This window comes from Phycisphaeraceae bacterium (genome assembly GCA_020639155.1).
GTDB lineage: Bacteria > Planctomycetota > Phycisphaerae > Phycisphaerales > UBA1924 > JACKHF01.
Genome location: JACKHF010000001.1, coordinates 695816 through 711407 on the forward strand (window position 1 = coordinate 695816; position 15592 = coordinate 711407).

7 protein-coding genes are annotated in these 15592 nt (G+C 55.1%); all 7 read right to left on the bottom strand.

The genetic code is table 11. The features are described 5' to 3' along the window. Positions 1–40: 40 nt before the first annotated feature. The 7 genes from H6815_03020 to H6815_03050 all read right to left on the bottom strand — a co-directional run bounded on the left by H6815_03020 (position 41) and on the right by H6815_03050 (position 15476). On the bottom strand, positions 41–1567 hold the full coding sequence (locus H6815_03020) for an FG-GAP repeat protein (protein MCB9859399.1): 1527 nt from the start codon (positions 1565–1567) through the stop codon (positions 41–43). A gap of 190 nt (positions 1568–1757) precedes the next feature. After that, positions 1758–2546, bottom strand: coding sequence for a hypothetical protein (locus tag H6815_03025; protein ID MCB9859400.1), 789 nt, complete (start codon positions 2544–2546; stop codon positions 1758–1760). 30 nt (positions 2547–2576) lie between these two features. Then, on the bottom strand, positions 2577–5984 hold the full coding sequence (locus H6815_03030) for a hypothetical protein (GenBank protein ID MCB9859401.1): 3408 nt from the start codon (positions 5982–5984) through the stop codon (positions 2577–2579). A 63-nt stretch (positions 5985–6047) separates the two neighbouring features. Next, the gene (locus H6815_03035) at positions 6048–8288 is read right to left on the bottom strand and encodes a hypothetical protein (GenBank protein MCB9859402.1); all 2241 of its coding nucleotides are present in this window, start codon (positions 8286–8288) and stop codon (positions 6048–6050) included. Beyond that, positions 8285–9196 (bottom strand): hypothetical protein, encoded by a 912-nt coding sequence (locus H6815_03040; GenBank protein ID MCB9859403.1) that lies wholly within the window; start codon positions 9194–9196, stop codon positions 8285–8287. Before H6815_03040 ends, H6815_03035 begins: the two co-directional genes overlap by 4 nt. A 117-nt stretch (positions 9197–9313) precedes the next feature. Then, the gene (locus H6815_03045) at positions 9314–11689 is read right to left on the bottom strand and encodes a peptidase S8 (GenBank protein MCB9859404.1); all 2376 of its coding nucleotides are present in this window, start codon (positions 11687–11689) and stop codon (positions 9314–9316) included. 433 nt (positions 11690–12122) lie between these two features. Further along, entirely contained in the window at positions 12123–15476 is a 3354-nt protein-coding gene (locus H6815_03050) for a hypothetical protein (GenBank protein ID MCB9859405.1), read from the bottom strand. Positions 15477–15592: the final 116 nt, after the last annotated feature.

Genomic DNA, 15592 nt, shown 5'->3' on the forward strand with positions numbered 1-15592 from the left:
GGATGCCACCCCGCACAGGATCCTGCTCCTGAGCATGTAGCTACGAACACCCCGCCGAGTACGCGTTGCCAAAGCAGATGTAATCAAACACGTTCAAGCTCCCGTTGCCATCGCAGTCTGCACATGGATCGTGTGAAGCATAATAGTTTCCGAAGCAAATGTAGTCGAAGATATTCAGCGCAGTATTCCGATCACAGTCTGCGTAGCACTGCGGTTCTACAAGCTCTCCTTTGATTATGTATGCGCGGCCTGCTCGATTCCCATTGGAGTTGTTGAGACCGGCAGTGATGAGCAACTCGGGAACTGTGTCGCCGTCAAGATCCCCAAGGCGCACGCAGTCATACCCGAACTGCTCGCCATAGAGCTGGGCGTTGTTGCCTGTCAGCGACGTGATGGTGCGCAATGTCTCACCTGTTTTTCCTGAAAAGATCGCAACCTGCCCGCCCCACACAGCAGACGCTCCCGGCACATACAGATATGCTGTCAGAAAGTCGTCGTGCCCATCACAGTCCATGTCGCCAAGGTATCGCCCACCAAACCCGATTGAGCAGTAGGCTCCCAAACCATTGATCCGATGCAGTTGTGATCCGTCAACACCACTGAATGTGTACGCCACACCTGTCCACGGACCGAGTGCGTTATCGTTGAAATCGCCAATAAAGATGTCACGAACGCCATCATTGTTCAGATCGCCTACGTCATTTGCGAAGAACCGAGCAAAGTCAACTGCTGTCGATGAGGAAGGAGCAATGGAATACTCAAGCGATCCAGTCAGGCCATTGTACACATACGCAACACCACCCTGCGTTGGACCATCACCAGGCGCTCCAATGATGTACTCAGGAACTCCATCGTTTGTGATATCCGCAAGCCCCTGCGATGCGTGGCCAAACAGAGCATCCGTTGTTGTACCTATGTGCTCCCGCCACGGTGTCGTCCAGTCAGACCGCGAATAAACTCGAACAACTCCAGCTAAGGGTGCACCTGTCCCATCACGAGATGCACCAATGACAAGATCGTCTTCCCCATCGCCGTTGATATCGCCGGGCACGGACAATCCCTGGCCGAACCGCGCATTTGGAACCGGCGATGGAATATGAGCTATGACAGAATGATCAGCGCCCGAGAATGCAAACACCTCGCCCGTTGTTGCCGTCCCGAGCACACCCGGTCCGCTGACAACGTAATCAGGAACACCGTCACCATTCAGATCTCCACCTGGCTGAACCCTGAATCCGAATGCACCGTTTGTCACAGTTCCAACGTGCGCTTTGAGCAGAGCACGTGTCGCTCCGTCATAGATATAGACCTTGCCACCGTTCGGCGCACCAGCATCGTGATACGCTGAAGATACAATAAACTCTGTGACCCCGTCTCCGGTGATGTCGCCAATCGGATTGCATGTATACCCAAACTCATCTCCGGGAGCTTCACCATCAGCGTACCACAACACCTCCACATCCTTTTCAAGAAAGATGCCAGGCTGAGCAGACAAACTGCATGATGTTCCTATAACTATGCTGGCTGCACATATGCCTTGCAGCACGTTGAAATTCCCGTGGAGCATTCAGACTCTCCTTTCAAAGACACTTTACTACACATTGTAGTAGATATGCCTGAGACTCTGATTCGTTCCATGGAGATTGCGTAGAAGATAAAAACTGTGTGCAACAAAGATCTCATCAGCCCAAAGAAAAACAGAGCGACACCAACATGTCGCTCCGTCTTGAGTTAAACGAGATCACAACTGCCTTCGGCTACGGACACCCTGCCGCGTACGCATTGCCGAAGCAGATGTAATCAAAGATGTTTAAGACCTGGTTCTGATCGCAGTCAGCCCTGTAGTACGCAGCTCCGTATTCGCTACCAAAGCATATCCAATCGAAAATGTCCAGCCCTCCGTCCTGTGTGCAGTCAGCATAGCACCAAGGCACAATCTGCACTGCGGAAAGCACCCCGTCATGCGTTGCAGAGTTTGCTTTCCAGTCTATCTCAAGCCAACCCCCTTCAACATAGAGCGTCGTACTTACGTAGTTCACACCCCATTGGGATGCACTGCTGCCAGCATTCCATCCTCCGGTATAAGAATAAAAAGCTTTGGACAAGAAGTTTGCACGAAAAGTTATGCTTGTTGGTGCTTCTATGCTTGCTGGACCAAAGCTCATTATGAAGTACCATTGGTCCTCCAGCCCATCAAGACGGATGCGCTCTGGCGACTGACCCGCAGCAAACCCATCATCATGCAGCGCCAGATTATCACCGGTCACCACAGGATCAGTTGCGTGCACAGCAACTGGGGCGGTTGTGCTCAACGGCATCGACAGAAAAACACCCGATGGTGTCCCATCCAAGCCGACCAGTTCGACCGGGGGGTCATTCGCCGAGAATGTATCAACTCCATTCCACTGTCCCTCGACTGAATGGGGAGTGGGAAGATGTGATGCCGACGGCACACCAAAGTGGCTGTTCAGATCAATCTTCAGCGCCTGCCCGAAGGATGCACCTGCGAGCAAAGTAGGCACAAGCGCGCATGACCGCACGTACATATCAGCCTCCTTCTGACGAGTCACGGCATGTTATGGACACCCAGCCGCGTATGCATTACCAAAGCAGATGTAATCAAAGATATTGAACAATCCGTTGCTATCACAGTCTGCTGAAGGGCTCTGAGTTGCATATGCATTACCGAAACAGATGTAGTCAAAGATGTTGAGCACACCGTTCGAATCGCAGTCTGCGTAGCACGCGTCCTCGCATTCATCGGGAATGCCGTTGTTATTCACGTCCTGGCTGTACCCTGACGCGATGTCGCATGTATCGAGCACCTGGTTGTAGTTGCAGTCAATACCGGCGCGCGGGAGGAAATCAAACCCGGATGGATGATGCAGACCAGCATTCTGACCCTGGATGTACGCACGCAGCAGATGCCCCTTCGTTCGTTGATAGATGTACACAGCAGCGTCGGTCAGGTGCAACTCACCACCCGGCGAACCCGCAGACTCGTCCTCGTTGTGACGAGAAACATAGATATTCCCATCGGGTCCAACACGAATCGCCCACGGATTGTCCAGCCATAACCTGTTTGGCTCAAACGTACCGCCGTTGTGCCACTGACCGACGAACGCGCCCGTTGTCGCGTCATACTCAAGCACCTGATCGGTATCAAACGAGCAGACCAGCAAATTGCCCGTGTCGGGGTGGAACAGCATCCCGCGAGGCGTTGACAGCCCGCCGTTGTCGCCGGCTTGCACGAAGTCACGGATGTATGCGCCGGTCTGGCCGTGCAGTTCAATCACACGACCAGCGTTGTTCACATCCTGCGATGTCACAAACACGTTGTTGTTCGGGCCCTTTGCAATGCCGAACGGGAGTTCAAGCGGCGCGTTAGCTGCAGAGAAATCACCGATGTATCCGCCAGAGTTGGCATCGTACATCTTCACTGAGTTCGTGCCGGTACTGGTAACAAGTAGTGTGCCACCATCATGGAACATCATCATGCCGGGATTGCTGAGTCCGCCTGCACCAGCAGTGACAAGATCACGCGCGACACCACCAAACCGGTACAACTGCACAATCCGATCGTCCGCGCTCGTCACATTGACAAGTCCGGACATCTGATCAATAAGCACATCATTTGGAAGCAGCACAACGTTATCCTGTGTCTGTGTTTCCTGTGTGCCCGTGCCGCCCAGATACCGCTTCAGCGTGCCGGATGCGTCATGATGTCCAATCCAGATTGATCCAGCACCATCGAGCTGCGTGAGATCGGGCACAGAGTTATTATCGCAGTCCTCGTACACGTCAAAGAGAATGTTGCGATTCAAGTCGAGCGACATGTCTGTTGCGATATCGTACCAGTCAACGACGCCATTGTTGTTCGCGTCGGGCTGGCACTCATCCGGCACATTGTTGTTGTCAAGATCCACGCTGATCGCCGGGAAGACGGGCACAACCGCGAACGTATCGATGCCGCCCTCGACAACAGACTGTGGATTTGCATCAACAATGGTAAAGCGGACATACGAATCACTGGTTGGAGTCAGACCAGCGCTTGCAAGTTCCTGCGGTGTCACAAAGTGCGCTGTCCAGGCAAGCCCGTTGTTCTGCCCATGCGCGGCGATCTGCACCCACGGCCCGGCAAGCCCGGAATCGCTCATCTCAACCGTGATGATGTCGGGGCCACCATTGTTGCCAAGTTTCTGGAAGTAGTTGTAGAACACACCAAGCCCGCCCGCAGAAAAATCGAGCTGCGGCGACGTGATACGCGTCGCGCCATTATCGACATCTGAGTTTCCGGGCGCGTTGTCTGTCACAAGACACCAGCCGGATCCGTCCGCGTCAGACTCGGGATCGTGCTGCCAGTTCGGGTCGTTCACTGGTATCGCGCGCTCCCAGTCGCCCGACGTTGCACCAAGATTCTCAAGCACCCAACCGGTATCCGTGTTAAATGTATCAAAGAAGACAGGTGTGCCGAAGGATGTAACAAGATCAAGATCGTCAGGAATGCTGTTGCCGTTGCAGTCCGGCTCGCAATCATCGGGAATCCCGTTGGCATTGAGATCCGTTGATGTACCGTTCGCAATGTCCTGCGGGTCGAGGACGCCATTGCCGTTGCAATCCTCGCACTCGTCGCACACACCATTGCCGTTGACATCGAGGCTGGTGCCCACGGTAATATCCATCAGATCATCAATGCCGTTCTGGTTGCAGTCTGTAATAACACATGTGCGCGATGTGATGTAGTCCTCCATGATTGCCTGCGTGAACGCGTGGAAACGGGCATCGTTGTTGCCAGAACCACCCGTGAACGTTTGCGAGCAGTACGCCATGATCGTGCCGCGTGTCGCAGGTGTCGCGCCGTTATCGCATGTGTCAAGCCCATAATCGTGTGTGTGCGCTGTACCACAGTTGTGCCCAAGCTCGTGCGCTGTCACAGTAACATCGCGCTGGAAGATATTCGGAGTTGTGGGATCCACAAACGAGCCGACGATGTACCCGGACCACGAGTAGGAGTTGTTATTGCACAAACCGTTGAGATAGGCAACGCCGCCAGCGGTGAGATTGCGCCGGCCCGTAAAAAACTGTGCAACATCACGATGTACGCCGCCCATGTTTGCGTTCCAGTACTGGCGGAACGGGTCAAGCGGCTCCTGCTCGTTGAACAGATCGTTCGGATCATCCCACAACCGGACATAGGACACGTCGACTCGTGTATTCACGTCACGGATATAGATATCGCTGATCGCTGCGTACGTCTGGAGAACATACGCGCCAGCAGCATTCAGATCATCAAACAGTGAGTAATATTCAAAGTCTGTCTCAACAGCAACCTCAACCTGCCTGAGATCGTGGATGTTCGTACCATCTGTTGTGATGCCGGAAACACGATTTATCGCACGCTTTGCAAGATGATCCGCTTGATGCATCGCTGCTTCCGGATCGGTCACGGTGCCGCACGATGCAATACCGACGCCGCCGGTTTGCCCGCCGGTCGGTGTAAACACTGTCAGCACGCCCATATCACCAAATCCGCCGTCAACAGTCTTGTTCGACACGCCGAAGACGCTGCCTGTCATAATGCCGGCTGATGTGCCAAGATCAATCGTTCCCTGCACCTGGTACGGCGAGATTGTGAGAAACACGTGGGATCCAGGCATGTCCGCAACCCACCCGCGATAACTCTGCACCATGGTCGTATCGAACGCAAAGTCACGATCAGGGCCGCGAACACTCCCTACAACAAATCGTGTCGTCGCAGTGACAGGTGTAAACGGCTCAAGTTGCAGCGTAACGGGTGCATCAACACCAGGAAGTGATACGCCATCGATTACCACGGGCTGACTGTGTCTGTCCGTCAGTTGTTCCCAGAGAATGGGATCAACGCGAAGCTGTGTTGCTGGCACGTCGGGCCCGGCAAGGGCTGAACCTCCAAGTGCGACGACTGCTCCGATGCAGCAGACAATGTGCTTTCCCTTTGTGTGCATAGCGTGATCTCCCAGGTTGCGATACATGTACTTCCTTCTCTTTCTTCCAATGCCATATTCTGGTTACGGGCAGCCCGCTGCAAACGCGTTGCCGAAACAGATGTAATCGAAAATGTTCAATACGCCGTTCCCATCACAATCTGCTTGCAGCGAACCCATGGCATATGCATTGCCAAAGCAGATGTAATCAAAGATGTTCAGCAGGGCGTTGCCATCGCAGTCTGCAATGCATGATGACAGATCCATCACCCATGCGCCTCGTCCCTGTGTGCCGATGACGATGCGCTCTCGTGCAATGTCCATGATGACGTCGATCACCGGCACATGGGGAAGATTCTGCCCGAAACGCACCCACGTCACCCCATCGTCAGTCGAGCGATAGATACCATCGTCTGCGCCTGCGTAGAGTGTCGGAGGCGAGGTGCGAGGATCTATATCCACAACGTTCACCGGCACGTCCGGCAGATTTCCGTCAAGTGTTTCCCACGATTGTCCGTAGTTTGTTGTCCGGCGAACGTGCGCTTGACCGAACACAGCACCCGCGAGATATGCTGTGCCGGGCTCGGTGGGATGAGTTGAGATCTCCCGAGTAACACGGGGCCAGCCGGGGTTGTCTGAGATCACAACAGTCCAGTCAACACCTGCATTTGTTGACACACCGACATTGCCATCGTTTGTCGCCATATACAGCACATCGGGGTTCGATGGCGAGATCGCAAGCGCACGAATCGCGCCAGCGCCCTTTGTCAGATCGCCCGAAATCACCTGCCATCCCGTGCTACCGAATGTTCGCTTGTGGATGCGATGCGTCGCGTAGTAGACCGTGTTCAGGCTCGAAGGATCGATGACATACGGCGGAAGGAAGCAGTTTCGTCCTGAGAGCCCGCCCCCGGCACTGCCGAATGACTGACCACTGTTTGTTGATCGCGAAAGATTACCGGTACCCTGAGCTTCTGCAAACCAGATATTCGGCTGCTGCTGGTCGATCCTTGTCCAGCCTCCGTCACCGCCATTCACTGTTGTCCATGATTGCGAACCGTCGTACCGCGCATTTGTGCCATTGTCCTGAGTGCCGCCTATCACGACGTTCGCATCAAGCGGATGAATAGAAACACCCGCATAGAACTGCACAACACCAAGCCCGTCGTTCACACTCTCCCAGTCATTGCCGAAGTTCAATGAGCGATGCAGTCCGCCATCATCGCCAGCAAGCAGATGTCCATTCGCATCAAAGGCAACTGCGTGGCAGTCCACGTGCGGTGGTGTAATTGTTGCGCTGCCACTCTGTGTCACCCGCTCCATGTCAAGCCCGCCATAGAACGCCATGTTCTCATCGGCTGGGTTCACACCAATGCACGACAGATACCATCCATACGACGACTGGCTTACATCGCCATACGTCGTCCACGTATCGCCGCCGTTGATTGATTTGTATCCACCAAGGTTGAACGCACCACCACCTGTAGAGTTTGATGGTTGCGCAAACAATGCGTACACAACATCAGAGTTTGATGGGGCTGTTGCTACACTGACCCGCCCGACAACGGACGCTGGAAGACCACTCGTCATCTTCTGCCATGATGCGCCAGCATCTATTGAGCGGTATACGCCGTTGCCCGAATCGCCAAAGATGTCGCCGATCCCAGCAAAGACCGTTGTGCTATCCGTACTAATTGCAATATCCGTTGCGATAAGATCTGGAAGTCCATTTGTCAGCCGTGTCCACGTTACACCGGCATCAATGCTTTTGAACACACCAACCGGCCCATCCTTACCGGGGTGCTCCTTTGCTGCCGCGAGTGCCGGAAAGCCGCCAGCGCGCGTGATCGACGCGTACAACACATCTGTGTTGTTCGGATCAATCGCTATCTTGGAGAAGCAGCGCCCAGCAAACGTGGTCTCTGCATGATGTGACCATGTGTCGCCACCGTCGATCGTTTTGAAGACACCAAGCCCGTACCGCGAATGGTTCGCGTAGTTGGCCTCTCCAGTGCCCGCATAGACAATCATGTCATTCGTCGGATCGACTGCAAGAGCACCAGTGGCAGTGGTTGGCATGTGGTCCGTCAGGGGTTGCCACGTCGCGCCTCCGTCTGTCGTGCGCCACACGCCACCGTCAGCACCTGCGACATAGATACGGTCAGCATTTGTCGTGCTTGGCGCAACCGCACTAATCCGACCTGAAGATCCGCCAAACCACGAGATCGGTGCAGGCCCCAGAGACTCCCACTGCTGGGCGTGCGCTGAAACACTAACGACCGTGAGTACAGCAGGCACAACACTGCGCGACCATTGATATGTCATGGGCGCCCTCCCGTCGTGTCCTGACCGGAGTTTGGGAGTCTGGGTTGCGCTTGCCCATGCACAGGCACACCAGGCGCATCAAATGTCAACGAGCCGGTGTACAGAACCGCGTCATACTCTGCAGCTGGCGCGATCACAAGATGCGCGAGTTCCAACGTCCATCGACCGGGCCTGTCCAGAGTCAGGGTTGCAATCCCCTTGTCATCTGTTGGAAGCGTGCACGATGAAAACACGCGCACTCCCGCACCGGCAAATGCGGCGTCCACCGGCGGCACAATCATCACCGGTTCGCTCTTGAGCGCATCTCCTGCAACATAGGTGCGCACCAGCAGGTCGCTCCCCGAACCGAAGACCGTCGGATCGAAGATCGGACGGATCTCAACAATCTGCCCCGCCTTCTGCGTCGCGACAGGCGAGGGCTGGATCTGTGCATCGGCTGGCTCTCGTACAAGTGCGCTGAGCGACTCAATCCGCAACAGACGTATCTGTTCTGGAAGTTCATCGATCTGCTCAGGATGCACATGCAAAGCACGAGAAACCACAAACTCTTGCAACGCGTCACGCGAAACAACCTCAATGCGCGGATCAAGGTCGAGCCCCACCTTGGAAAGCCCGCCGGGTTCAACCTGTATCGGGAGTGGTACAACAGCCTGCACACCGTTCGGTTGCACAGCTGGAACCTCGTGGCGGTTCAGTTGCCTGCCCGCACCACGCACAAACAGCCAGCCTATCTCGTGCTCGGGCCACAACACAGTTGCAGCATCGTGTGTGCGCAGCTGGAAGACTGCCTCCCTGGGCTGATCGGTAGAAACAAGATCAAGATGGTGAACAACCTGTGCAGTGGATACTCCTGCGATACCACATATTGATAGCAGGAAACAACACGCACGATGATTGCAGACCAGCATCAGGGCGCCTTTCCGAGTGATGAGATGTGCTACTCCGAACGCATGAAGTGATCATTCTGAAGAAAACGGTGCGGGGCCTTTCAACCCCGCACCGTGAACTACTCAGCAATCAAATGATTATGGGCAACCTGCTGCGTACTCGTTGCCGAAGCAGATGTAGTCGAACACGTTGAGCGAGCCGCTGCCATCGCAGTCAGCATACGAGTTGCCAGCTGCGTACTCGTTGCCGAAGCAGATGTAGTCGAACACGTTGAGCGAGCCGCTGCCATCACAGTCAGCATAGCAACCGCCGCACTCTGTTCCGCCAGCAGCGAAGAGGCTGTAGCGAGCATTTGTGCCTGCTGCTGGGTGGGTGTCAGCAACAACCTCGTCACCGATCACTTCGATGGTCCACTGACCCGCTGCCGGGTTCTGGACAAAGACGTTCTCTTCGGTGTCGACGGTGTTGGACGAGCCGCCCGATGTGTTGTACTGGGCTGTGGTCACGGTGATGCCGTTGTTGCCCCAGTACACGGTGCCATTCGGAGCTGTCACACGCAGCGACAGATCATTGATGCGATGCACTGCTGCACCGACGGTACCCTGCGGATCGATGTAGGACATGGAGACGAGCAGTTCGGGCTCGCCAGCGCCAACTTCGAAGCAGTATGAATGGGTCTCAAGATTCCCAAGCGCTGCATCCTCATTTGCAAGGAACGCAGACTTGTCCTTCAGATCGTACAGCTTCTGCAGGTTGGGCAGGCCCCAGCCCTGACGGCGACGCTCAAGCTGTGAGAGGCGGCGTGCTGTTGCAATCATCGCAACCTTGGCAGTTGTGATACCAGGCGCATCGTCAAAGATGGTTGCGCCTGGGTTGGGGTTCGCAGCAGGCCAGACTTGACGGTGCCACATCTCGAAGAAGATGCCGACCGTGCCGCACACCATCGGTGTACCACCGGAGGTGCCGCCGAAGCCGGAGGTGTAGCCGGTGCTGGATGTTGTTGCGATGCTGTCATAGAAGCCAGCGAGTGTTGGCTTGACACGACCATCGGTCGCCGGGCCAGTCGATGCACCAGAGATGCCATATGTTGCTGGGTTGGCGCTATTGTTGTGCTGCACAGCACCACCTGAAAGAATGTTCTTTGCCCATGCTTCCGGACGTGACTGTGTGTTACCCGCGTTGGACTGCGACTGGCAGTGCAGGTAGTTTGTCAGGAACAGCACGTTGTCCATTTCTGCGGACAGGTTGGTATAGCTTGCTGTACGGTTGTTACCCACGCTGGAGGTCTGGAAGACAGAGCGATACGGACCGGCCGGATCGATTGACTCCTGCGCAATCTGCAGACGTGTGCCGTAGGTGCCACCGAACGATGTGGACTTGGCATAGTGGAAGAAAATGCCCTGGCCCTCTGGCATGTGGCCCTTGTACTGCGGGCTGACACCGCGAGCAAAGCAGATACCGAAGCAGGACGATCCGTGTGTGCCGGAGTTGCCGTTCGGGCCGTGGTGAATCACACCATTGCCGCCGGTTGCTGCGTTCCACTCGGGGTTGGTATCCGGTGTTTCTGTATCAAAGATTTCGCCGTTCAGGCCGCTGCCCTCGAAGTCGAGCACGCCGGACTGCACGTATGCCGAGCCAAGCACCTGACGACCGATGTCCATGTCCCACTCGCCGGGGCCGCCCCACGCGTCGACGAATGCAACCTCGTTCATGTGCGCAACCATTGCAAGCTGCGAGGGCGTCAGCGTTGCATCGAACAGGTATGTCTCGTCACTTGTGGTGTAGTGAACGAATCCGCCAGCATTGCGGATTGCTTCTGCAACAACTTCCTGCTCAGCGCCGAACGGCTGATAGACCTGAATGGTCCAGCGCTGCGCGGTGGACTCTTCGGTTGACATTGCAAACGCGCTTGCTGCGTCGTCGAGGCGGTATGCGGGATGGAACGCGCCTGTCCAGCGGACCATTGGCATGTTGTTGATCGCTGCGATCGAATTCGCGTCAGCACGAACGATGTGTGTGTTGTCAGCAAGGAAGCGAACGACCTCGCCGCCAGCTGCCGTGATTGCATCGCGCGCTGCATCGGTGGAGACCGAGTTCAACTGCACGAGATACACGGTGTTGTTTGCGTCTGCACGCAGAGCGGGATTCACCGCGGGGGCTTGACCATTCACGGGGTCGAAGCTGGCGTAGCGGAGACGAACCTGATTGCCAGTGTCACGGACGCGACCTGCAAGCGTCGAGCCGTCAAAGCTCACCGCATAGTATGATGTCGCTCCCTCTTCCCAGGTAATGACCGTTGTGGTCGAGCCCGGGATGACAGTCGACTTTGCGTTGCTGATGGTGTTTGATGTTGTATAAAACACATCGCCGCCCGGGAACGCGAGACCATTCATACCGTTTGAGCTGACCACGGGTGATGTTTCGTCGACGCTCACTGCCGCACCAGCAGCACCCGCGAGCATCAGGGGCATCGCAAGCGCAACCGCGCGAACCACAGTCGAATACTTCTTCATCGAAATCCTCCAGTCTGGGTACCAGGGCTCACTCCGCCCTCATCTGATAAAAACATGACTCCTTGTAAACAAGGCCGAACACCAGCCCTGTTATCAATCAGCGATGCCTCGATTCGAATCACATCAATGCTGTGAAACGAGATTCGTACCGCAGACCGATGCATGTCATCGGTCTGGTCCCCCGACGAGTTGTCCACGAATAGCACGTAACCAGATTCAGTGTAACGGAAATTCGCGAAAGATGTACAGGTTGTTCCGAAGAATCCGCAACATTCCTACGATCGCTTTGCAGGAATCTGTCCGATATTGCTCCGGAAGGCAAGGTCATAAAAGAACCATCCCTCAAATTTGAAGGATGGAATCTCAAGGGGCTCAAATTATTGGACCACAACCCATTCCCGGGGCTGTATACAGAGTGATATTACGCCCACTATTACGGACATCCACCTGCGTAGGCGTTGCCAAAGCAGATGTAGTCAAAGATGTTCAACGTGCCACTGCCGTCACAATCGGCCGAGTACAAGACACTGACTGGATTGCCAGCGTATGCGTTGCCAAAGCAGATGTAATCAAAGATGTTCAGTACGCTATTGGCATCGCAGTCCGCGTAGCACGTCACCAGCAACCGGACACGATCGGCAAGGTACACAACCTCATATCTGTCCTGACCTGAAAGGCTGGGTACCTGAACATTGTCAAAGGTTCCGGTCACCGCACTTGCCGAGATGATATCGATAAAGGTCCCCCACACCGGGCCCGGGTACCCGCCAAGATGCTCGATCACCAGAGTCCCCTCGCACTCGAACGTACCGCTGCCGTTGATTCTGTCGAACTGCCCAGGCTGATCACCCCCGATTTGCATACGAACCACACTTGTCGGCTCGCAATCCACACCTCCCGATCCCAGACCAAATCGGCCAATCGCATCGCCGCCCGGATCAAGCGTGCCCTCGTTCCTGATGTTTGCGTAGAAGTTTCCGTTGCCTGAGATGGTGTGGTTCTGCCCGTGTGTGAGCACGTCGGCTGACGACTGCGCGGTGATGTACGCACGATCAAGGATACCACCCGTCGCGTTGAGCACCAGTTCGCCATTGCCATCGAGTGTTGCCGGGTTGAGATAGATGAACAGCGTCGGGTTGGTGCCGCCACCTGAGTTGATTGCAACTGTGCCGTTATTCGTTAGCGCATCGTTGATGCGCAGCTGGCGTGAGTTCTCTACGTTCATCTGACCGAATGTTGTCACTGAGTTCAATGTTGTATTGCCACTGACAATGTTGGTCGATGTGCCAGGTTGTGCATCGATGGTTCCATGTGTGATTGTTGCGCCATTGAGTCTGATCTCGGATGGATTCGTCCCCGCGCCCTGCGCGACAACTTCACCACCACCGGTCTGATCGAGCGTGATGCCGGAAATCAGCAGAAACCCACCATCGACCGCCTCTATAGTGCCGTTGTTGGTCTTGTTGTTCGTGACAAGACCCATACCCTGCCCATCGCGATCGGCGGACACAGTCCCATTAAAGACCATGTTTGTGTAGATGTTTCCAGATCCATGAATGAGGTGGCCGGCCGATTGTGTCACAACATTGCTGGATTGAGTGTAGGAGAGGTACGCCCGATCGAGGATATTGCCGGTGGCGTTAAGCTCGATCTCGCCCGTCCCGATCAGCGTTGTCGCAGGGTCGTTAAAGCTGAGAACTGTCTGGTTGGGACCACCGTTTGAGTTCACGAGAGTACGACCATCATGGTCGAAGGCGGTGCCCAGAACGTTGAGTACCCGCGAGTTTAGAATGTTGATCTGGCCTGTGACCTCGACGCTGTCAAACGTTGCCGTGCCATTGACAACCTCGATGGAGGTTCCATTCATTGCATCGAGATGCCCGTCAGTGATCGACGCGTTTGTCAATCTGATCTCGGAGGGATTCGTGCCCGCGCCGTCGGCCTTGATCTGGCCGGTTGAGGACTGGCTCACTGTGATCCCGTTGATGTGCAGAATCCCGCCATTGATAGCCTCGATCACGCCGTTGTTTGTCTTGGGGGTTGTGATCATCGCAACAAGCTGCCCATCGCGATCGGCAGAAACCCGGCCATTGAAGATCATGTTTGTGTAGATGTTGCCAGAGCCATGAATAACGTGGCCGGCCGATTGTGTCACAACATTGCTGGGTTGGGTGTAGGAGAGGTACGCCCGATCAAGGATATTGCCGGTGGCGTTAAGCTCGATCTCACCCGTGCCTGAGAGTGTTGTTGCTGGGTCATTAAAGCTGAGAACTGTCTGGCTGGAACCACCGTTTGAGTTCACAAGAACACGACCGGTGTGGTCGTACGTCGACCCCAGAATGTTCAGTGTCCGTGTGTTAGTGATGTTCACCTGGCCGGTAACTTCAACACTGTCGAGTGTCGCAGCACCGCTCACAACCTCAATGGAGGTTCCATTCATTGCATCGAGATGACCGCCGGTGACCAAGGCGTTCGACAATCTGATCTCAGAGGGATTCGTGCCCGCGCCGTCGGCCTTGATCTGGCCGGCTGAGGACTGGTTCACTGCGATCCCGTTGACATGCAGAATCCCGCCATCAACAGCCTCGATCACGCCGTTGTTTGTCTTGGGGGTTATGATCATCGCAACAAGCTGCCCATCGCGATCGGCAGAAACCCTGCCGTTGAAGATCATGTTTGTGTAGATGTTACCAGAGCCGTGGATCACATGACCAGCCTGCTGTGTGACAACGTTGGAGCTGACGGTGTAGTTCAGATACGCCCGATCAAGGATATTGCCGCTGGCGTTGAGCACGATCTCACCCGTGCCCGAGAGTGTTGTTGCTGGATCACCAAAGGTAATGCTTGATCCGCTTGATCCCGACAGAGAGTTGACATTGATCGTGCCATCATGATCGTACAGCGCACCACCAATGTGCAGATTTCGAGTATTTTCGACGTTGATAGTTCCGGAAACAACAGTATCGATGAGTGTTGCATTACCAGCAGTCACAAATGCAGCTGCCGGACTGAGCATGTCGAGCGTGCCGCCGGTCAATGTCGCATTCGAAAGCCTGATCTCGGATGGATTTGTGCCTGCACCTTGCGCATACATGGCACCACCACCGGTCTGATCGATACTGATCCCATTAATGCGCAAGATCCCGCCGTTTGTCGCACCAATTGTTCCTGCGTTGGCTTTGTTGGTTGTGAACAGTTGCAGGATACCGCCATCAATATCTGCATTGATCGTTCCATTGTTGACCATCGCAACATAGATATTGCCGGATCCAAGGATCGAGTGATTGACGTCCTGTGTCAGAACGTCCGTCGAGACCCCGTACCACAGATACGCACGATCAAGAATATTGCCGGCGGCGTTGAGCGCAATCACACCATTTCCGGTCAGCAATGTGTCCGCGTTGAAGAACTGGATATACGAACCGTTCGCACCATTTGTGTTCACATTGATGAGACCGTTGTTGATCACCGTATCGCCGTGCGGCTGCAACGCGCGTGAGCTCCCAATTGTCAGTACCGCGTTCGCATTGCTGATCGCAAGATTCTGGATGATCGGGCTGATCGAACCAATCGTTACTATGTATCCCGACGCACCACCGAGTGTGACATCAGCTGTCATGGAGTTTGGAACGGTCATCGGCGACCAGTTCGACGCGACGTTCCAGTTGCCGTTGCCAACATTCCACATCTGACCATGCGCACTGCCTGCTGCAAGCATGAGCGCAGCAGCAGCTGAACAACGAATATGCGAACCCCGGAAACCAATGGGTGAATGTGTGTGCAACATGGTGTTCTCCTTCTCAGTGCTGCCAGCGCGCAGGGCACCGCGCGACTCTCGGATCCCTCACGAACTGCAGCCTGAAAACACAGCAACACGATGGGCACGTATGCATCAATGCCACA